The 20,623-nt window shown below is 61.5% G+C and carries 15 protein-coding genes and 5 pseudogenes; 14 read left to right on the forward strand and 6 right to left on the reverse strand.

The genetic code is table 11. The features are described from left to right. Positions 1–106 precede the first annotated feature (106 nt). Positions 107–2,176 (reverse strand): ATP-dependent helicase, encoded by a 2,070-nt coding sequence (locus tag PVE73_RS26680; protein ID WP_277367633.1) that lies wholly within the window; start codon positions 2,174–2,176, stop codon positions 107–109. 191 nt (positions 2,177–2,367) lie between these two features. Here PVE73_RS26680 and PVE73_RS26685 point away from each other — a divergent pair, with 191 nt between their 5' ends. From PVE73_RS26685 to PVE73_RS26715, 7 genes and pseudogenes are all read left to right on the forward strand, one after another. Further along, a complete protein-coding gene (locus tag PVE73_RS26685) occupies positions 2,368–3,129 on the forward strand; it encodes a damage-inducible protein (protein WP_277367634.1) in 762 nt (253 codons plus the stop codon). Then, the gene (locus PVE73_RS26690; RefSeq protein ID WP_277367635.1) at positions 3,044–4,567 is read left to right on the forward strand and encodes a DNA polymerase Y family protein; all 1,524 of its coding nucleotides are present in this window, start codon (positions 3,044–3,046) and stop codon (positions 4,565–4,567) included. The genes PVE73_RS26685 and PVE73_RS26690 overlap by 86 nt, the downstream gene beginning before the upstream one ends. Next, positions 4,564–7,821: an error-prone DNA polymerase gene (locus PVE73_RS26695; RefSeq protein WP_277367636.1), complete on the forward strand. Its 3,258-nt coding sequence runs from the start codon at positions 4,564–4,566 to the stop codon at positions 7,819–7,821. The genes PVE73_RS26690 and PVE73_RS26695 overlap by 4 nt, the downstream gene beginning before the upstream one ends. 372 nt (positions 7,822–8,193) lie before the next feature. Next, a pseudogene (locus PVE73_RS26700) lies at positions 8,194–8,307 on the forward strand (circadian clock protein kaiC); the annotation flags it as partial. 611 nt (positions 8,308–8,918) lie between these two features. Next, entirely contained in the window at positions 8,919–9,503 is a 585-nt protein-coding gene (locus tag PVE73_RS26705; protein WP_277367637.1) for a CBS domain-containing protein, read from the forward strand. A 72-nt stretch (positions 9,504–9,575) separates the two neighbouring features. Continuing rightward, positions 9,576–10,283, forward strand: coding sequence for a magnesium transporter (locus PVE73_RS26710; RefSeq protein ID WP_277367638.1), 708 nt, complete (start codon positions 9,576–9,578; stop codon positions 10,281–10,283). Positions 10,284–10,508: 225 nt separating this feature from the next. After that, positions 10,509–10,916, forward strand: coding sequence for a response regulator (locus PVE73_RS26715; RefSeq protein WP_277367639.1), 408 nt, complete (start codon positions 10,509–10,511; stop codon positions 10,914–10,916). A 45-nt stretch (positions 10,917–10,961) separates the two neighbouring features. On the opposite strand, the gene PVE73_RS26720 is transcribed toward PVE73_RS26715, so the two are convergent. Together PVE73_RS26720 and PVE73_RS26725 are read right to left on the reverse strand one after the other, a co-directional pair. Beyond that, positions 10,962–11,441 (reverse strand): ATP-binding protein, encoded by a 480-nt coding sequence (locus tag PVE73_RS26720; protein ID WP_346772426.1) that lies wholly within the window; start codon positions 11,439–11,441, stop codon positions 10,962–10,964. Beyond that, positions 11,434–11,591: pseudogene (locus PVE73_RS26725) on the reverse strand (transposase family protein); the annotation flags it as partial. The gene PVE73_RS26720 and the pseudogene PVE73_RS26725, both read right to left, overlap by 8 nt. 217 nt (positions 11,592–11,808) lie before the next feature. On the opposite strand from PVE73_RS26725, the gene PVE73_RS26730 reads away from it, so the two are divergent. Next, on the forward strand, positions 11,809–11,940 hold the full coding sequence (locus tag PVE73_RS26730) for a hypothetical protein (RefSeq protein WP_277367775.1): 132 nt from the start codon (positions 11,809–11,811) through the stop codon (positions 11,938–11,940). A 237-nt stretch (positions 11,941–12,177) separates the two neighbouring features. Further along, positions 12,178–12,261 (forward strand): annotated as a pseudogene (locus PVE73_RS26735) (short-chain dehydrogenase); the annotation flags it as partial. Positions 12,262–12,346: 85 nt separating this feature from the next. On the opposite strand, the gene PVE73_RS26740 reads toward PVE73_RS26735, so the two are convergent. Together PVE73_RS26740 and PVE73_RS26745 are read right to left on the reverse strand one after the other, a co-directional pair. Further along, positions 12,347–13,693 carry an IS701 family transposase gene (locus PVE73_RS26740; RefSeq protein WP_277366247.1) on the reverse strand — a complete coding sequence of 449 codons (1,347 nt, stop codon included), beginning with the start codon at positions 13,691–13,693 and terminating at the stop codon, positions 12,347–12,349. Between the two features lie 128 nt (positions 13,694–13,821). Next, positions 13,822–14,367, reverse strand: a pseudogene (locus PVE73_RS26745) (transposase); the annotation flags it as partial. 116 nt (positions 14,368–14,483) lie between these two features. On the opposite strand from PVE73_RS26745, the pseudogene PVE73_RS26750 reads away from it, so the two are divergent. The 3 genes and pseudogenes from PVE73_RS26750 to PVE73_RS26760 form a co-directional block, all read left to right on the forward strand. Continuing rightward, positions 14,484–15,299: pseudogene (locus PVE73_RS26750) on the forward strand (IS3 family transposase); the annotation flags it as partial. 57 nt (positions 15,300–15,356) lie between these two features. Continuing rightward, complete coding sequence (locus tag PVE73_RS26755; RefSeq protein WP_277367776.1) at positions 15,357–16,001, forward strand: NAD(P)-dependent oxidoreductase; 645 nt, start codon at positions 15,357–15,359, stop codon at positions 15,999–16,001. Between the two features lie 61 nt (positions 16,002–16,062). Then, positions 16,063–17,079, forward strand: coding sequence for a formylglycine-generating enzyme family protein (locus tag PVE73_RS26760; RefSeq protein ID WP_277367640.1), 1,017 nt, complete (start codon positions 16,063–16,065; stop codon positions 17,077–17,079). A 23-nt stretch (positions 17,080–17,102) separates the two neighbouring features. Here the strand turns inward: PVE73_RS26760 and PVE73_RS26765 are convergent, their stop codons facing one another. Further along, positions 17,103–18,011: a LysR family transcriptional regulator gene (locus tag PVE73_RS26765; RefSeq protein WP_277367641.1), complete on the reverse strand. Its 909-nt coding sequence runs from the start codon at positions 18,009–18,011 to the stop codon at positions 17,103–17,105. An 89-nt stretch (positions 18,012–18,100) separates the two neighbouring features. On the opposite strand from PVE73_RS26765, the gene PVE73_RS26770 reads away from it, so the two are divergent. Continuing rightward, on the forward strand, positions 18,101–19,696 hold the full coding sequence (locus PVE73_RS26770; protein WP_277367642.1) for a sulfatase: 1,596 nt from the start codon (positions 18,101–18,103) through the stop codon (positions 19,694–19,696). Then, positions 19,635–20,618 carry a tripartite tricarboxylate transporter substrate binding protein gene (locus PVE73_RS26775; protein WP_277367643.1) on the forward strand — a complete coding sequence of 328 codons (984 nt, stop codon included), beginning with the start codon at positions 19,635–19,637 and terminating at the stop codon, positions 20,616–20,618. Before PVE73_RS26770 ends, PVE73_RS26775 begins: the two co-directional genes overlap by 62 nt. The last annotated feature ends 5 nt before the right edge of the window (positions 20,619–20,623 follow it).

Raw genomic sequence — 20,623 nt, forward strand, 5'->3', positions numbered from 1 at the left:
CGCAAATTAAGTGCCAGCGTAAGCATCTGAAATCATTGAGGCATGATTCTCATAATTAAGTGCCAAGCGACACATGAGATGACAAAGATTGAACTGCGATCCTCTCCTATCGCCACATGCCGCGCATTCTCGCGCCGACATCGAGGCGAACCTCCCGCGGGCCGGCATTCGGCCCCTGTCCGGGGGCAACGACGGGCCAGGCACGGCATTCGAACAATTCCAATAGACGAGCGGGAATGAACCGCGTTCGCGGGGCATAGACATGCCGATCGCCCGTCGCGGATTGGCCATGGGTGAAAAAGCGCTGCGGCACCACGAGGTTGAGACTGTCCTTTGCCCGCGTCATGGCGACATAGAGCAGGCGCCGCTCCTCCTCGATCTCGTCGGAGCTGCCGACGCCGAGATCGGACGGAATGCAGCCGTCCACAGTGTTGAGCACGAAGACCGAGCGCCATTCCTGGCCCTTGGCCGAATGGATGGTCGAGAGGATCAGATAGTCCTCGTCGAGCAGGGGCACGCCGGCCTGTCCGGACGTGGCGTCCGGAGGATCGAGGGTCAGTTCGGTGAGGAATCGCTCGCGGGAGGGATAGCCGCCGGCAATCTCCTCGAGCTGGAGCAGATCGGCCCGCCGCATCTCGAAATCCTCATGGATGCGTTCCAGATGCGGTTCATACCAGGCGCGAACCTGTCCGATTTCGGCCGGCCAGCCTGACGACCCGGCGCGCAGCCCGTCGAGCAGCTCGATGAGGCCCGGCCAATCGGCCTGGGCGCGGGGAGGGCAGGGGAGGCTATCAAGAGTGTTGATCGGTTCAACGCTCTCGGCAACGGCGTCGAGAGCGGTCTGTGCCGTCGCCGGCCCGACGCCTGGCAAGAGCTGCATCAATCGGAAGCCTGCCACACGGTCGCGCATATTCTGGGCAAAGCGCAGCGCGGCCAGCATGTCCTTCACATGGGCGCTGTCGAGGAATTTGAGCCCGCCGAATTTGACGAAGGGGATGTTGCGGCGGGTGAGTTCCACCTCGAGCGGACCGCTATGGTGGCTCGCACGGAACAGCACGGCCTGGTCCTTGAGCCGTATGCCGGTCTCGCGGTTCTCCAGCACAGTGTCGGCCACGAATTTCGCCTGGTCGGCCTCGTCACGAACGGTCACGAGACACGGGCGTTCGTTCGAAGCCCGGTCGGTCCAGAGGTTCTTGGTGAACCGTTCGCGCGCAAGCCCGATCACGCCATTGGCCGCGGCGAGGATCGGCTGAGTGGAGCGATAATTGCGCTCGAGGGTGACGATTTCGGCGGCCGGCGAGAACTCCTTCGGGAAATCGAGGATGTTCCTGACCGTGGCCGCGCGGAAGGAATAGATTGCCTGGGCGTCGTCGCCGACGACGGTCAAGCCGCGACCGCCGGGCTTGAGGCCGGTCAGGATCGTCGCCTGCAGGCGGTTCGTGTCCTGATACTCGTCGACCAGAACGTGATCCCAGCGGCCGCCGATCTCGTCGGCCAGCGCCGCGTCGCTCATGGTCTGGGCCCAGTAAAGCAGCAGATCGTCGTAATCGAGTACGTTCTGGATCTGCTTGGCCTCGACATAGGATGCGAAAAGCTCGCGCAGTTGCATTTCCCAACCGGCGCACCAGGGGTAGTTGGCGCGCAGGATATCCTCGAGGGGTGCCTGGGCATTTACGGTGCGAGAGTAGATCGACAGGCACGTCCCCTTCGCCGGAAACCGGCTTTCCATTTTCGAGAAGCCGAGCTCGTGCCGGATGAGGTTCATCAGATCGGCCGAGTCCTCACGGTCGTGGATGGTGAATTGCGGATCGAGCCCCAGCTCGATGGCGTATTCGCGCAGGATGCGCGCGCCGATCCCGTGGAATGTGCCTGACCAGGAGAGTGCGTCGGTCAAAATGCCGGCCTTGTCGCCGAGCACCCTGGCGCAGATGCGCTCCACCCGCTTTCCCATTTCGCCAGCCGCGCGGCGGGAGAAGGTCATGAGCAGGATCCGGCGCGGATCGGCGCCGGAAATAATCAGCTGCGCTACACGATGGGCCAACGTATTGGTCTTGCCCGAGCCCGCACCCGCTATGATCAGCAGCGGTCCTCCTACCTGGCCATCGGGCAGGCCGATACCGTGAATGACCGCGGCGCGTTGACCGTCGTTCAATTTTTCCAGATGCGCCGCATTCATTCCGTCCCGCTCCTATCACCTTGCGAATCAACGACAATCGGCCAACACTGCGCCGGCGCTACCGTCTCGTCCCCATCCGCACCGGAAAGACTCATCGCGGAGTCTGATTGACTCAATATCGGAATCGGAACAAATAATGAACATAACAGCGCCTTGTAGCGTTGCAAAGCCCTCAGGAGAACTGGACTTACGTGGCCGATCGCGCGGCAAACGCTGTCATTGCTGAGCTTCAGGAGCGCATTGCGCACTTGGACAGCGGTGCTGGCCGCGCGCGCGAGGTCCTCCCGTTCGGTGTCGCCGCGATCGACCGCCGGCTTCCGGGAGGAGGGCTAGGGTTGGGATGCCTGCATGAGGTCGCCGGCGGCGGGAATGGCGCCGTGGACGGCGCGGCCGCCGCGCTGTTCGCGGCGGGGATCGCCGCGCGTACCAAAGGCAAGGTCCTCTGGATCGTGACACGTCCCGATCTTTTTGCCCCGGCGATCGCCCAGGCAGGGCTGCCGCCCGACAGAGTGATCCATGTCGAGGCCGGTGATGAAAAGGCGTTGCTCGCGTGCTTTGAGGAAGGACTGCGCCATGGCGGTCTCGGGGCCGTGGTCGCCGAGACGGCTCGTCTTTCGATGACCGCATCCCGCCGCCTGCAGCTTGCGGCCGAAGGCTCGGACACGATCGGTCTCGCCGTCCGGCGCTGGCGGCGCCAGACCGAGGCGGGGGATTTCGGGCAACCCACGGCCAGTGTCACGCGCTGGCGGGTTTCCGTTCTGCCCTCTGCTCCCCTGCCGGTTCCCGGCCTCGGGCGTGCCCGCTGGCTGGTCGAGCTGATCCGATGCCGGGCCGGGGAAAGTGCTGATTTCGAAGTGGAGGCCTGCGATGCCCAGGGTCGTATCGCTCTTCCTTCCAAGATGGCCAATAGATCGCCTCAGAAGGAACTCGGACGGCGCGTCGCTTCCGGCTGAGGCGCCGCTCGTCCTTGTCGGCCGCACCGGCCGCCGCCGGCTGATCACCGCTCTCGATGCCAATGCGCAGGCCCTTGGCGTCAGCGTAGGCATGCCCGTCACCAAGGCCCAGGCGCTGGTGCCGGGTCTGGTCGTTCTCGATGCCGACCCAGCGGCCGACGCCGAAGGGCTCGACAGGCTGGCATTGTGGGCGTTGCAGCGCATCTCGCCCGTGGTGGCGCCCGATCCTCCGGACGGGCTGGTGATCGACACCACCGGCGCCGATCATCTCCATGGCGGCGAGGCCGCCATGCTCACCACAATTGTCGAGCGCTTCGCCGCCTCCGGCGTCGAGGCGCGGGCGGCGATTGCCGATACATGGGGTGCGGCCCATGCCGCGGCACGCTTCCTGCGCCGGTACACATCGGTCATTGCGCCGGGCGAGACAGAAGCGATGCTCCGGCCGCTGCCACTGGCGGCACTGCGGCTCGACCCCGACACGGTTGCTGGTCTGCGCACCCTCGGCTTCGAGACCATCGGAGATCTGTTGGCGCAACCGCGGGCGCCGCTTGCCTTGCGCTTTGGCCCGGAAATCGGCCGCCGGCTCGACCAGGCGCTGGGACGCCTCGCCGAACCGGTCGATCCGGTTCGCTCGCCCGAGCTGGTCGAGGTGCGCCGCGTCTTCGGCGAGCCGATCGGCGCGGCCGAAACCATCGCCCGCTACACGGCCAGGCTCGCCGAAGCCCTCTGCGCCGAACTCGAAAAGCGTGGGCTCGGCGCTCGCCGTCTCGATCTGCTGTTCCATCGCGTCGACAACACCATGCAGTTCATCCGGGTCGGCACGGCCCAGCCGGTGCGCGATTCAAGGCGCCTGACCCGGCTTCTCTGCGACAGGATCGAAACCGTCGATCCCGGCTTCGGCATCGAGGTCATGGTGTTGGCCGCAGTTCAATCCGAACCGCTCAGGGACAAACAATCGATTTCCTCGCTTGTCGAAGAGCCCGAGCCGGACCTGTCGGACCTGGTCGACGTGCTTGCCAATCGCGTCGGCGAGAACCGGCTCTACCGGTTCAAGCCGGTGCAGAGCGATGTGCCGGAGCGCTCGGTCACGCGGGTTCCGGCCCTTGCACCGGAGAGCGGCGCAACCTGGGAAGGCGACTGGCCACGCCCGCCGCGGCTGCTCGCCCGGCCCGAACCGATCGAGACGATGGCGCTGCTGCCCGATAATCCGCCCGTCTGGTTTACCTGGCGCGGCGTGCGCCGGCGCGTGCGTCGTGCCGACGGGCCCGAGCGCATTCGCGGCGAGTGGTGGAAACGCGACGCCGAGATGACGACGGTAAGGGACTATTTCCGCGTCGAGGACGAAGCCGGCGAGCGCTATTGGTTGTTCCGCTCCGGCGACGGTGAACGTGGAGAGAGCGGGTCCCAGAAATGGTTCCTGCACGGGATTTTCGGATGAGCGGGCCGCGCTACGCCGAGCTGCAGGTGACGAGCCATTTCTCGTTCCTGCGCGGGGCGAGCAGTTGCGAAGAGCTGTTCGCCCAGGCCGCCATGATGGGCATCGAGGCGCTCGGCATTGTCGACCGCAACTCGCTGGCGGGAATCGTCCGGGCATTCGAGGCGGCCAGAACCACCGGCGTCCGCCTCGTCGCCGGCTGCCGGCTCGATCTCGCCGATGGCATGTCGGTCCTAGTCTATCCGACCGACCGGCCCGCCTATGCCCGGCTTTGCCGCCTGCTCTCGCTCGGCAAGAAGCGCGCCGGGAAGGGCAAATGCCATCTCGAATGGCCGGATCTCGTCGCCTATGGCGAGGGCCTGATCGCTATCCTCGTTCCCGATATCGCGGACGAGACCTGCGCCCTGCAATTGCGTCGCCTGCGGGAAACCTTCGGCGATCGCGCCTATCTGGCCCTGACACTGCGCCGGCGGCCCAATGACCAGATGCGCCTCTGGGACCTGTCGAATCTGGCGGCGCAGGCGCGCGTGCCCACCGTCGTTACCAATGACGTGCTGTTCCACGAACCCGGCCGGCAGCTCATGCAGGACGTGGTGACCGCCATCCGGCACAATGTCACCATCGACGAGCTCGGGCATCGCCGCGAGCGGTTTGCCGACCGCTACCTGAAGCCTCCCGAAGAAATGCATCGGCTGTTCGACCGCTATCCCGAAGCCCTCGCCCGGACCATGGAGATCATGGACCGGTGCAGGTTTTCGCTCGAGGAACTCGCCTATCAATATCCGGAAGAAAAGCTCTATCCGGAGCTGACGCCCCAGCAGGCGCTGGAAAAACTCACCTGGGAGGGCGTGGCCGAGCGCTATCCGGAGGGTCTGCCCGACAAGGTGCGCGCCAATCTGAACCATGAGCTCCGGCTGATCGAGAAGCTGGACTACGCACCGTACTTCCTGACGGTGACAGCGATCGTGCGCTTCGCCCGCTCGAAGGGAATTTTGTGCCAGGGCAGGGGATCGGCGGCGAACTCGGCCGTCTGCTTCGTGCTCGGCGTCACCTCGGTCGATCCCGATCGCAACGATCTTCTCTTCGAACGCTTCGTCTCGGAGGAACGCCGTGAGCCGCCCGACATCGATGTCGACTTCGAACATGAGCGGCGCGAGGAGGTCATCCAGTGGGTCTATGAAACCTATGGCCGCGAACGGGCCGCGCTCTGCTCCACCGTTATCCGCTATCGCGCCAAGGGCGCGCTGCGCGATGTCGGCAAGGCGCTCGGCCTGCCCGAGGACCTGACCAAGACCCTGTCCTCGCAGGTCTGGGGCTGGTCCGAAGGCGTCGAACAAAAGCACGCCGAGGGCCTCAACCTCAATATGGGCGATCGCAGGCTCCGGCTTGCGCTTGAGCTTGCACACCAGCTTGTCGGCACCCCGCGCCATCTCTCGCAGCACCCGGGCGGCTTCGTCCTGACCCGCGATCGGCTCGACGAACTCGTGCCCATCGAGCCGGCCGCCATGGAAGACCGCCAAGTCATCGAGTGGGACAAGGACGACATTGACGTCCTGAAGTTCATGAAGGTGGACGTCCTGGCACTCGGCATGCTGTCCTGCATGCGCCGCGCCTTCGATCTGCTGGCCGAGCACAAGGACACCAAGCTCGATCTTGTCACAATCCCGGCTGAGGATCCGCGCACCTATGCCATGATCCGCAAGGCCGACACTCTCGGAACCTTCCAGATCGAGTCCCGCGCCCAAATGGCCATGCTGCCGCGCATCAAGCCGCGGACCTTTTACGACCTCGTCATCGAGGTGGCGATCGTCCGGCCAGGCCCGATCCAGGGCGACATGGTCCATCCCTATCTGCGCCGCCGCGAGGGCAAGGAGGACGTGACCTTCCCCAAGCCCGAGCTTGAGGCGGTGCTCGGCAAGACGCTCGGCGTGCCGCTGTTTCAGGAGCAGGCCATGCGCGTCGCCATCGAATGCGCCGGCTTCACCGCCAGCGAGGCCGACCAGCTGCGCCGTGCCATGGCGACCTTCAAGCACACCGGCGGCGTCTCGAAATTCGGGGAGAAGCTGATCGAGGGGATGGTCGCAAACGGCTATGACCGCGATTTCGCCGAACGCACCGTCAAGCAGCTCGAAGGCTTCGGGTCCTATGGCTTTCCCGAGAGTCATGCCGCGAGCTTCGCCCTTATCGCCTATGCCTCGGCCTGGATGAAATGCTGGCATCCGGACGTCTTCTGCTGCGCGCTGCTCAATGCTCAGCCGATGGGGTTTTATGCACCGGCCCAGATCGTTCGCGACGCGCGCGAGCATGGCGTCGAGGTTCGCCCGGTCTGCGTCAACAGCTCACGCTGGGACTGCACGCTGGAACCCACCGACGACGAAAGCCGATTTGGCGTCCGGCTCGGTCTGCGCATGGTCAAGGGATTGGGGAATGTGGAGGCCGCGCGCCTCGTCTCCTGCCGGGAAGACCTGCCGTTTGCATCTGTCGACGACCTCTGGCGCCGCGCCGGCATTCCCGCCGCGGCCCTGGTCGAGTTGGCCGAGGCCGACGCCTTCCGGTCCGCGCTCGGCCTTGCACGGCGTGAGGCGCTCTGGGCCATCAAGGCCCTGCGCGACGAACCGCTGCCGCTCTTTGCTGCCGCCGCGACGCGCGAAGCCGGTATCGTGCCCGAGCAGATCGAGCCCGCGGTATCGCTGCGCCCCATGGCGGCCGGAAGGGAAGTGGTGGAGGACTACAGTCACACCGGGCTGACCCTTCGGCAGCACCCGGTGTCCTTCCTCCGCGCCGATCTGTCCCGCCGGCGCATCATGACCTGCGCCGAAGCCGTCGCCTCTCGTGATCGCCGCTGGGTTCACGTCGCAGGTCTGGTGCTCGTGCGCCAACGCCCCGGTTCGGCCAAGGGCGTCATGTTCATCACGCTCGAGGACGAAACCGCGGTCGCCAATCTCGTGGTCTGGACCAAGGTCTTTGAAAAATACCGGCGCGTCGTGCTCGGGTCCGGCATGTTCGGCGTCAAGGGCCGCATCCAGCGCGAAGGCGACGTGGTGCACGTCGTGGCGCAGGAGATCACCGATCTCTCTGCCGAACTTGCGAGCGTCGGTGCGCGGGAGGCGGGATTTCCGGTGCCGCACGGGCGCGGCGACGAAGTCCATCACGGCTCACCCATGCCCGATCCTCGCGGACTTCCCAAAACGAGGAACCTGGTCGATCCCTATGGCCATATCGATGAGATCAGGGTGAAGACGCGGGATTTCCGCTAACCAGCCTCGGGTTCGTGCGGTTTACTGGCGTATCGAGCACTGATCGTCCAGAATGCGCGGTGCAACAACAACGATAGGTTGGGGGGACTCAGTTGGAAGAACCGAGCTTGCCAAAGCGGCTTTACAAGTATCGTGCCTTCAGCAGTCGAATCCTTGACATGTTGGTGGCCGACCAACTCTACTATGCAGATCCCAGTGACTTCAACGACCCGCTCGACAGCAGACCAAACCTTGAAGCTGACATCACGCTGTATGAACTCGCCTAAGCCCTCGGCGTCAGCCACGTCGATCTGCTCGTGCCCGACGACGAGGTTTGAGCGGCACGCCCGCGAGGATCATGCTTCTCTTCGTGGTCGGTACGAGACCGCCAAAGGATGGGAGCGGCGGCGCGTCCGGGTCATCAAAATGCGTGGAACGCATTTCCGCGGCGGCTATCACGACCTCATCATTCGGCAGGGCGGGGTCCCGGTGCTTCCCCGCCTCGTCGACAGGAGCATCAGCGCGCCCACTAGCGGGCAGAAAAGACTATTAATTCTGGTCCTAAGCGAGAGAGGGGGGGGGACGACAGCGAATTCTAGATTCCGAATTGCGGTGGTAATGACGCACCTGTTCGAGCCACCGCCAATCGTCCCAGTTCGGTTCGTCACCAGCCTTGAATCGCGGCGCATATTTCAACTGCTGTCGCGTGCGAGTGATTACAAAACCTTGTAAGTATGGGTTGTAATCCAGATCGCCCCAAGGGAGCGGCATATAATCGCTTCTGAAGCCGGCGTATCTGCCGAACGACAGAATGGCGCATTCGAGCCTACCGTCGAACCTGCCAATTACGACGTCATCGAGTCGCCCGATCAGTTCGCCTCCGTGATCATAGATAGTTGTACCGAGCACACTGGATGCTCGCACATTTTCTTGAGAAAGAGCGCTGGCATTCATTCTACATTCCTCCCAACTAGAGAACGTCAACAGCCTCGTTTCGTTCCGCAAAGTTAGACTTTAACCCGGCACGCGACCAGGTCCGACTTTGCTGCAGCCGCGATTAACGCGGGCAGACTACGCGCTATGTCATAGGTTTGTTGCCCTCCGCAAAGGAATGACCAATGGCCGGAGAAGATAGTGGCGTGCGAAATCTCGATGAGGTCATCGAAGTGCTCCTGGCCAGCGGCGACGGCGAAGGCCTTTCCAGGCTTTTCAAGCCGCTACCCGCCAGCGATGCCTTACGCGAACTGCTGCGTCTTTCGCCCAGAGAGCGCAATTCCGTCCTCACCCTCCTTCCATCGAGCGAAGCCGCCAGGTTGATTGAGGAGGCCCCAAACGAAATGGCGGTCGAGCTCACAGAACGGCTCGACGCCAGCAAAGCCGCCGAGATACTCGAAGAGCTGGATTCGGATATCCAGGCGGACGTTATTGGGGAACTGGACCTGGAAGATACGAACGCCATCCTCGCTGAAATGGATGTGGAGGAGGCCGCGGACGTCCGTCAACTTGCTAGATACGACGACGACACCGCTGGCGGTCTCATGGTCTCAGAGGCCTTCACGTTTCTTCAGTCTGACACGGTCGGGGCGGTACTGCGCCGGTTCGTGAGCGAGGACGAGGATTTTGAGCGGTACCGCGGACAGCATCCTTACGTCGTGGATCATGAAGGACGGCCCGTCGGAGTCGTTTCGCTGCGAAGCCTGTGACTTCGCGACGCAGCGCCAGGCTGACGGAGATTATGACCACTCCGATTGCGGTTTCGGCATCGGCTTCTATTGATGTGCTTCAGGATCTATTCGATAAATATCCCTTTCTCGGCCTTACCAGTCATCGAGACCGATGGTCGGCTCGTCGGGGTTGTTGCACGAACCGCTGTGGATGTCGCTGCATTGGAGCGTGCGGAATCTGAAGGGTTGCGGCGCTACGGCATCGTCGGAGATGAGCTCAGGTCGATGCCGCTGACGGTGCGCGCCCGACGTCGACTTGCCTGGCTCTCGGCAAATATCGTCTTGAACGTCATGGCGGCAAGCGTCATTTCGGCATATGAGGAAACATTGGCCGCCGTTATCGCCATAGCAATTTTCCTGCCCATGGTTTCCGATATGAGCGGGTGCTCCGGAAACCAGGCCGTCGCCGTTACAATGAGAGAACTGTCGCTCGGTCTTGTTCGGTCAATCGACATGGTCCGGGTCTGGTTCAAGGAGGCGTCCGTCGGCCTTATCAACGGCGCAGCACTCGGCTTGCTGATTGGGATCGTCGCGTGGGTTTGGAAGGGAAACGTTTATTTGGGGATCGTCATAGGGGTGGCGCTGGCGCTGAATACGCTCATTTCCGTCTCGATCGGCGGAGTGGTGCCGCTGCTGTTGAAGCGCATTGGACAAGATCCTGCGGTGGCGAGTAGCCCGTTGCTCACCACGATCACCGATATGGCGGGATTTTTCCTGGTTCTGAGCCTGGCAAGCGCGATGATGCCCTACCTGGTCTGAGGAGATCCATCATTGCGGCGATCGCCAGCACTGGTTTCGGCTATCCCGTTTCCCCAAGCGGATCGGCCGATCACCATTTCGTGGAACAATCTGACATGCAACGTGTTCATGTATCATAATGAAGGGGGAATCTCCTGAAGACTTCCGGAAGCACTCAGCTCTCTCGTATGGAATCATTCAATCCAAGATTGTTTGCGACGGCGAGAGCAACGTTGTGGGGTTGCAATGTCCGCTGGCGAGGACAAATCGAATACAATTCTAATCGCTGAGGACGAAGCCCTTGTCCGCATGGCCATAGCGGATCATGTGCGCAGTTGCGGCTTTAAGGTGCTCGAAGCGAGCTCTGCAGCCGCGGCTATCGCCGCTCTCAATTCCGATCCTTCGGTCAGGCTCGTCTTTTCCGATATTCAAATGCCCGGCGATATGAACGGCTTTAGCCTTGCGGCGTGGATACGCGAGCACTTTCCTGCCGTCAAAATCATACTTACCTCCGGATTCTACGACGGCATGGAGAACGCTGCAGCGCTTTGCGACGAGGGGCCACTTCCCAAGCCTTATGACGAGGGCTTTGTTGTTGAACGTATCCGCTATTGGCTGGGCCCTGAGCAGCAGCAGCGCGAGATTCGGGTGTGAGGCGGAGCGGGCGGTAAAACTGCTGCCGCATTTCCCCATCGGATTTTAATCAGACGACCGGCGCCGCGAGGCTTCGCGTGGCAAGAAGAGATGCACGCTCGTCCCTTTGTCGACTTCGCTGACAATGTCGACATGCCCTCCTGACTGCGTGATGAAGCCGTAGACCTGGCTGAGACCAAGCCCGGTTCCCTGACCGTCGCCCTTTGTCGTAAAGAATGGGTCGAAGACGTGGGCCAGTACCTCCTTGCTCATCCCGCACCCGTTATCCGTGACAGTCACCCGAACGAAGGAGGTTTCTGGCACGTCGTCGTCGAGATCACCAGGATCGTTACTCGTCACTATCGTGAGAATGCCATTTCCCGCCATCGCGTCTCGCGCATTCATGGCGAGGTTGAGCACCGCCATTTCGAGCTGGTTGGCGTCTATGAAAATCCGGCCGAGCTCCGGCTGCAAAACCCTCCGAATCTTAATCCCTGGACCTAAGGTGCGTTCCAGAAGCGACGTGAGGGTTTCGATCATAGTCATCGCAGTCGCAGATCGTGCCGCAGACCACCAGAAACAGCACTTCCGGTAAGGGATGAGCGACCCGCCATGGCTCACGCGGGTCCTGGAAAAATGCTCAAGAAGCAACTTCAGGCGCGGCTTCTCGAAACCTTCAAAGGCTGCAACGGTCATGGCGGGCGCTCCGAATCAATGAAGCGCCCATGGAATCAGCCAATCCGCAATCCGCAAAGAGCGTTAACCCGCGTTCGAAGCCCTGGCCTGGCTCCGCATCTATTGCCCCTGCGCGCCACTTTTGATTACCATTGGTTGTTCAAACATTTGGAGGGAGATTATGGCGGAAACATTCAAGGCTGGAGATGTTGTCCAGCTGAAGTCGGGAGGTCCAAAAATGACCGTTAACGATTCTGCAGCCTCGGGCTTGATCTTGTGCAATTGGTTTAACCGTGACGGCGACGTTTGGACCCCGCAACACGCCGGATTCAAACCAGATCAATTGGTCGCGGTCGGGGCTGGTACGTGATCGCTGTCGCCCAATACGGGTGAGCCGGGACAAGCAGCGGTCGGTTTGGTCGACGAAGTGAGCTTGCGCTGTAGGCCTGCACCGCGGCAAGAGATTGCGCGATGTGGCCCTCGACGTGGAGGAATTCGAGCAGCGATCGCAGCCCCGTCACGGTCAGGCTTGCCGTGCCGCGGCTCAACTGAGGACAATGCATCACGACAAAGGCGAGGATGTCGGCCGCCACTAAACCCGCAAGGTCCAATCGGCCGTCAGGGAAGACCAGAGGAAGTCTCGGCGCTGACATGCTTCCTACTATCTGTTAATGCCAGCTTCATCACTGGCAGATGCCATCTAGTCTTACTGTGTCATAAAACTGTTTTGGCAGCATGGACATCGTGGCAGCCGCCGCGCCAAGGCGTGGGCGAGCCTAATCCTGATGGTGGCGATGGAGTTGGTGACGTGGCGTTCGGGGCGCAGCGGCGGCACCGCGGGGTCGATAATCTTCGGGTAGCGCAGGTGCCTTGAGGAGCGGCGCTGAGCGTGGGGCTGAGGGGGGAATCAGACTCCGTTCGGAGACCAGGAATCCGTAAGCGGCGATGGCGAGCGTGGCGTGGTGATGGAAGCCGCGCCAACCTCGGCCCTCATAATGGCCAAGACCGATCTCCTGCTTGAGTTCCTGATAATCCCGTTCAATCCGCCATCGCAGCTTGGCCTGATCGACGAGAGTGGCGAGCCTGGTATCTTCCGGCAAGGTCGACAGCCAGTACTTGGCCGGCTCGACCTCGCCGTCCGGCCACTCGATCAGAAGCCATTCCTTGGCGCGCGGCTCAGAGCGCCAGTAGTCGCGATGGGCTGGGCGGACCAGGACGGTGGCAAAGCGTGAGGTAAGCGGCGCCTTGGAGCCCTCGCGCCAGGTGATCTGACGCCAGGCATCCTCGGGCAGGGCTTGCGCCAGCTCCTTGGCCGAAACGGGCGTGTGCCCGGCCTGGCGCCGGACGCGTGAAGGTGGGCGGCCGTGGCCGCTCCACGGCTTGGGCGGCAGCGGCCCAGTGCCCGGCGACCACAAGCGGATCGAGGACTGGACTCCGGCGACATAGGTCAAGCCCATCTCCGTCAAGCCGGTGCGGAAAGCGGTGTCGTTGCCGTAACCGGCATCGGCCAGCACGACGCCCGGCGATATGTCGTTATCCAGCGCCGCCCGGATTTGGGTGAGCGCAATTTCGGGCTTGGTGCGGAAGACAACGTCCTCCGGCACGCCCGCCTTTTTCCGCCGATCGGGATCGTTGGCCCAGCTTTCCGGCAGATACAGTTGATAGGCGACCGGCAGGCTCGCCTGGTCGGTGGCAACCGACAGACTGACGGCGATCTGGCAGTTGTCCTGCTTGCCGAGCTGGCCGCAATACTGCCGCGCCACCCCCACCGAATGCTTCCCTTTCTTGGCAAAGCCGGTGTCGTCAACGATCCAGGCGCGGATCGGCGCCTGACGCTCCAGCGCCGGCAGCACTTCAGCCCGCACCACGGCGAGCACGGCATCGTCCGACCAGTCCGCTTTCGCCACGAAATGATGCAGCGACTGGTGCGCCGCCTGCACACGTCCCGGCTCAATTCGGGCCGCCATCGGCTCGACGCTCTTGCGCTCACCGGGCAAAAGCAGCCCCGTGCAATAGGTCTTCAGCGGCGCCACCCGGTCAGCATGACCCAATGCCGAGGCGAGCGTCTCGACATAGGCTGCAAAACGCGATTCACTCGTTTCGATTCCCTCCTGGCGATCCATAGCTCCCTCCACTTGAAGCGCGAATCGCCATTGTCGCAATCAATCGTTAACGAAACTTATGACACAGTAAGACTAGGAGCCTGTCCAGATAGCTCCGGCATAGGGGTGTTGGCTGAACGATAGCCGGTTCATGCCGCTCGGGCGAGCTTGGTGAGGTTGTGGGCGGTGCAGATCAGCGCCCATTCGGCTTTCACTTTCTCGATGCCGCGCAGCAGGAATTGCCTGAACCCTCTTGCCTGTTTGATCTGTCCGAACACCGGCTCGACGACTTGCTTTCTGAGCCTGTATCGGGTTCGTCGTCCCGCTCGCTTCAGCTTGTCCCGCATCGCCTGGACGAGCGGTCCGGTAATTTTGGGTCTGCCTTGGGCAGGGTGCTTGGCGCGCCCGGTAGCGAGGTAAGCGCCGACCTCGCGCTCGGCCAAGGCGGCAAGATTTGCCTCGCTGCAGTAACCGGCATCGGCTGAGGCTTCCTTTGGCTTGCGGCCGAGATTGTCCTTGATCCCGTCGATGAGCGGCACGAGTTGGTCCTGGTCGCTCATGCTGTGCGTCAGGCTCAGGGCCACGATGATCTGGGCCTGTGCATCGACAGCGGCCTGCGCATTGTAGCCCTGAATGTAACCGTCCTTGGTCTTCAAGATGCGGCTTTCCGGATCGGTGAAGTTGCGCTGCGCCTTGCCCTCAGGCTCCGTCTTCGGTGGCGCCGGCGTCTTGCCGTTCTTCTTGCGGCCCTCTGCCTTGCGCTGCTCCTCCGCCTTGTCCCGGCGGCGCATCTCTTCTTCGGCGGTGGCCTTGCCTGCGCCTCCATCCCAGTGGCTTCTATGCCTGGCTGAAGAACCCGCTGAGCAGGCGGGCGAAGGAAGACGTCCGCCAGACCGAGCTCATCCGCAAGGCCTGGAAGGACAGTGGCAGGGTCTACGGCTATCGCAAGCTTCATGATGATCTTCTGGATCAGGGCGAGACGTGCTGTCCGAACCGCGTTGCGCGTCTCGCCAGTTTGGCAGGCATCAAGGCCCAGATCGGCTACAAGCGTCGGCCGGGCAGCCATGGCGGCAAGCCGTCACTGGTCGTCGATAACACGTTGGACCGACAGTTCGATGTGGATGCGCCGGACCGGATCTGGGTCACCGACATCACCTACATCAGAACACTGGAAGGCTTCGCCTATCTGGGTGTCATCATCGATCTCTATTCCCGGCGCGTCGTCGGTTGGTCGATGCAGAGCCGTCAGACGACGGACGTGGTCCTGCAGGCATTGCTGATGGCGGTATGGAGACGGAAGCCGAAGAGCCGTGTGCTGATCCATTCGGACCAGGGTTCCCAGTTCACCAGCATGGACTGGGCGTCATTCCTCAGGGCTCACAATCTGGAACACTCCATGAGCCGGCGTGGAAACTGCCACGACAACGCCGTCGCCGAAAGCTTCTTCAACCTGCTCAAGCGGGAGCGGATACGGCGCCGGACCTACAAGACCCGTGTCGAAGCCAGGCAGGATGTGTTCGACTACATCGAGATGTTCTACAACCCGAAGCGCAAGCATGTCAGGAACGGGATGCTGTCGCCCGTCGAGTTCGAACGGCAGCAGGAAATGAGAACCGAGGGCATCTAGAAAACTCGGGGCTATTCAGCCGTCGATACCGAAGCCGCCGCCGAGCGATCGATCAAGATCACCAACACCTCGCACGTGCTGGCGGACGACGTTGCGGACCTCGCACTCTGGCTGACAATGGGGTTGGTGCGGCGACTGTGCGAAGCAGATAGGTTCGTTCGAGAAGGTGCTCGGCAGAACACCAGCTTTCCGCTGACACGCTCCATGCGCGGACTGAAGACCGGCATTCTCGGTCTCGGTCACATCGGGGCAGCTTTAGCCGCAAGACTGGAGCTTCTTGGCGGCGAAATCGGGTATCACGGCAGGCGCAGGAAGCCCCAGGTCTCGTACCGATATTTTGATGATCTCGAAAGAATGGCAGAGTGGTGCCATGTCCTGGCTGTAAGCTGTCCGGCGACAAAAGAGACCGAAAACCTGGTGGGCGTCGGCGTCCTACGGGCGCTCGGAGGAAGCGGCATTCTGATCAATATTGCGCGGGGTTCGGTGGTCGAGGAACAAGCGCTGGTCTCCGCTCTTGGAGACTTCTTAATTGGTGGAGCAGGTCTGGATGTATTTGCCAATGAACCGCACGTGCCTGATCTTCTTGCGGAGCACCCTCGCGTCATTACCCTGCCCCACATCGGCAGTGCCACCATTGAAACGCGTCATGCTATGGGACAAGCAATGATCGGCGCTTTGCGTAGCCACTTCAGGCCAAGCTAGGCTTGGCTTCCCGTCAGCCGTCGGGGCATTCTATCAATCGATCGTCCCAATGGAGTTGCGGATGAATATTCCGGTCAATCAGGGGAAGGAAACCGTCAGAGCACTTGCCGCAGATGAGAAGCGCAGCTGCTGTAACCTGCCGCAGCGGCGTGTAAATGCCATGTCAGCAGAGCAGAGGGATAGTACTTCCTCGTTTCCCTTCGGAAGGTCCGCAAATATAATCCGCGTTCGCGGTGGCAGGAGTTTTGTTGGGACGAACGCGCCGAAAATACCTGAGGATGGGGAAGGGCCCGAGCGTGCCGTAGTACTTACCGATTTCGCACTGGAGGCAGAAGCAGTAACCGTGAGACGGTTTGCTGAATTCATCGAGGCGACCGGCTATGTCACAGAGGCAGAGCGTTTCGGTTGGTCGGCTGTGTTTTTTGGCGACGCCGATCATCTCAAGGCGGCCCGGGCTGCCGGAGCAGAACTGCCATGGTGGCATCGGGTGGACGGTGCTTGCTGGCGACAACCTGAAGGACCGGGAAGTTGCGTCGACGAACGCCAGGATCATCCAGTGACACAAGTCTCATGGAACGACGCCATTGCTTTTGCCACCTGGGTTGGCGGGCGCTTGCCGAGCGAAGCTGAATGGGAACATGCGGCGCGAGGTGGGAGCCTGCGCCGGCGCTTCCCCTGGGGAGACAAGGAGCCGGATGACACGACCATTTTTTATAATATCTGGCAGGGCCGATTTCCTGAAGAGAATACGGTCTGTGATGGCTATGAGCGCACCGCGCCGACGAGGAGTTTCGAGCCCAATAGTCTGGGATTCTACAATTTGTGCGGCAACGCCTGGGAGTGGACGAAAGATGCTTTCCGGGTGCGTTCGATGTCCAAGCAAGCCCGGCAATGCAATGCGCATGCGCTCATGCATTCGGAAAAGGTTCTGAAAGGTGGCTCGTTCCTATGCCACGCCAGCTATTGCTACCGCTATCGCATCGCCGCACGCATGGCGCTCTCGCCCGACAGCGCTGTCAGCAATGCGGGTTTCCGCGTGGCCTACGACGTACAGCAACAGGCAGATATCTATGAGTGATCTGGACTCCATCGTGCGGGACGTCACGCATTGTGATCGCGAGCGCTTGTGAGCAGGGCTTCCCTGATGGTTCTGATCGGCTGCGACGCCATCAAGGATGACTTGCACATGATATCGATGTCCAACTGCCACAAGCCCTCCTCGACAGGGAGCTGATCGAGGCTCTCGCGTCTCGCGCGCGGCAATATCATCTCGCTGACAATGGCGTAATAATCCGTCGCGACCAAGATTCCGAACATAATGCTCAACGAGCTTGTCTGAAGAACGGGCTGCAGCCTTTCGGCCCGCGAACCGAGCATATGTCGGGACTTCTTTTCAAATTCCCGATCTTCGACGAACCCGACCCTTCCGTATCGCGACAACTCGCGGAGCGACGTCGTCTTCCGTGAGCGCAGAGGGTGCCCCTGGCGGCAGATCACCACCATGTCGCTCTTGAACAAGGGAGTCGCGGCGAAACGCTCCGGCAATGGCACTTCCGGCAAGGCGGCGACGACGACATCCAGTCTCTCGTTCACCAGAGCGTCCACCAATTGGGTCGAGATACCGGTTTCGACGGTCGCCTGAACTTTGGGAAACTGCATGTGGAAGGCAACGAGAACCTGCGGGAACGTGCTGACCGCCAGGACCTGCCCGACACCGATCCTGATATGACCTCCAAGATTCTGGTGCAGTTCCTGGACGTCCAGCCCCGCAAAGCGCGCCTCTTGGTCGATGGCGCGGGCGTGCAGGTAAAGGATGTTCCCGGCGTCCGTGGGCTCAAGCCCACGGCTCGTGCGCAGAAACAGCTCCATGCCGAGCTCGCTCTCCAAAAGCTTCAAGCTTTTCGTCAGCGCGGGTTGACTTACCCCTTTCCGTTCCGCGGCCACATGCATGTTCCGCGCATCGTAAAGGGCAAGAAAGTTCTCGAGATGGCGTGAGATCAGAAGCCGCAAAGCCGATAACTCCTGGAAATCGAATGAGTAGAAACATTCATTATCGTTTATCGGCTTCCTGCGCCATTGTCGTTTTGCAGGGAGGAACCATGCGAACGATCTTTGTCCTGTTCGACTCGCTCAACCGCAGCGCGATGGGTGCCTACGGCAGCGAAGCGGTAAAGACGCCTAATTTCGACCGTTTTGCCGCGCGTGCTGTCACATTCGACAAGCATTATGTCGGCTCGTTACCATGCATGCCGGCGCGGCGCGACATGCATGCAGGTCGGCTCAATTTCACCCATCGGTCCTGGGGACCGCTCGAACCCTTCGACAACTCTTTTGCGCAGATCCTGAAGGATCACGGCGTCTACACGCATCTGATCTCCGACCACCTTCACTATTTCGAGGATGGCGGGCATGGCTTCCACACGCGTTTTTCCAGCTACGACTTCATTCGTGGCCAGGAATACGATCCCTGGATCGCGATGGTTGAGCCGCCGGTCGAGCGGATCAGGGTGAAGTTCGATGAACGCCACTACGATCCTTCCAAGCGCGACAAGCGCCTCCAGCATGCCATCAACCGTGAGCAGATCATCGAAGAGAGAGACTTCCCTGGTCCACGCTGCTTTGCATCCGCCTTCGATTTCCTTGATCGCAATCGGCATGCGGACGACTGGTTCTTGATGTTGGAGTGCTTCGATCCGCATGAGCCCTTTCACGCGCCCGAACGTTTCAAGGCGGCTTACGATACGGGCTATGAAGGGCGTATCCTCGACTGGCCGCACTATGAGCGTGTCGTGGACGGCCCCGAGGAAATCGCCGAAATCCGCGCCAACTACGCCGCACTCGTCGCCATGTGCGACGAGTATTTCGGCAAGCTCATCGACTATCTCGACGAGCACGACATGTGGAAGGACACCTGCATCGTTCTTTCCACGGATCACGGCTTCCTGCTCTCCGAGCACGGATGGTGGGGCAAATGCCGAATGCCCTATTATGAGGAGGTCTCGCATATCCCGCTGATCGTCCATCATCCGGATCACACGGCACAGGCCGGCACGCGCCGGCGACAGCTCACCCAGACGATGGACCTGATGCCGACGTTTCTTGAGCTTTATGGTTTGCCAGTGCCTGCGGAGGTCACCGGGCGAAGCATCCTCCCAGCGCTCGCCGAGGACAGGCCGCTCAGGGAAACGGCCGTCTTCGGCGTTTTTTCAGGCCCGATCGGCGTCACCGATGGCGACTGGGTGCTCTACCACTACCCGCCGGACATATTCCGCGAGGGACTGGTTGAATACACGCTGGCTCCTGCGCACATGACCGCCCCGTTCACGGTCGATGAGCTGCGGACGGCACGGCTTGTCCCGCCCTTCGACTTCACCAAAGGCGTTCCCGTGCTCGGCATCGACGCACTCAAAGAGGCGAAGCGTGTGCCGAACAATGACGGCATCGGCTTCGATGATCTGGGGACAAGGCTCTACGACCTTCGCACCGATCCTCGCCAGGAGAAACCGGTCGAGGATGGAGTAGCAGGTGCGCGACTTTATCGTGAACTGATACGGGAGCTTCGCGCCCATGACACCCCACCGGAAGTCTACCGGTGGTACGAACTCGAATCCGATGAAACCAGGGGAGGTACCCATGAGGAAACTGCTGAGCCTCGCGACGGCGATGCTGCTGTTCGCCGGCACCGCGCGGGCTGAATTTCCCGATCGCAACATCGAGAACATCTATCCGTGGGGGCCAGGCGCCACCATGGCTGCCAGTCAGGTCATCGCCGATGCGATGGGCGCCGAACTCGGCGTGAATATCTCCGTGGTATCCACGCCGGGTGCAGCGGGCACAAAGGCATTTCAGACGGCCCTGTCGAAACCGGCAGATGGCTACACGATCTTCGACGGTTACGTGGCGCCGCTCGTGTTGCAGCCAATGCTGGGCAAAGCCGAGTGGACGTATGAGGACTTCACGCCGCTCTGGTCGGCAACGTCCAACAGCTTTGCGATCGTCGTGCGCAAGGACGACGACCGTTTCCCCGATTTTCCCGCATTGATCGCCCACGCCAAGGAAAACCCTGGCAAGCTGCGTTATTCACCGGGAGTTACGGATGCCTTGCCCCATATGGTCGCCGCGAAGGTGATGCAGACTTCGGACGTGGTGGCGCAGGTCGTTCCGTATCCCGAAATCGACAATGCAGTGAAGGATTTGCGGGGAGGAGTGCTCGACTTCATCGTCATCAATCCGGGCGTCTATACGACGAACAAGGACGAAGTGAGGGTGCTGGCTGTTCTTTCGGACCTTGAAGATGCATCCAAGACCTATGACGGCGCACCGCTCGTCCAGGGGTTCGGTATCGACCTCGGCATGAAGGGGCTCGCGCCGATGGGCTGGAGCTGGTGGCTCGTGCGCAAGGAAACGCCTGAGGATGTCGTCGCTAAACTGCAAGAGGCGATGGGCAAGGCGCTGGCGCGCGAGGATGTCCAGCAGAAGCTGCTCGATATGGGCTATGTGCCGCTTGGCTACGGACCCGAGAGATACGCGGAGATTGTCGGCCCGGTCGCGGACGATCTGAAGTCCGGCATCGATGCGATCGCCTGGGAGAAAGAGCAACTCCAGTCGGTCAAGTAGGGGGG

Source organism: Chelativorans sp. AA-79, from assembly GCF_029457495.1.
Classification (GTDB): domain Bacteria; phylum Pseudomonadota; class Alphaproteobacteria; order Rhizobiales; family Rhizobiaceae; genus Chelativorans.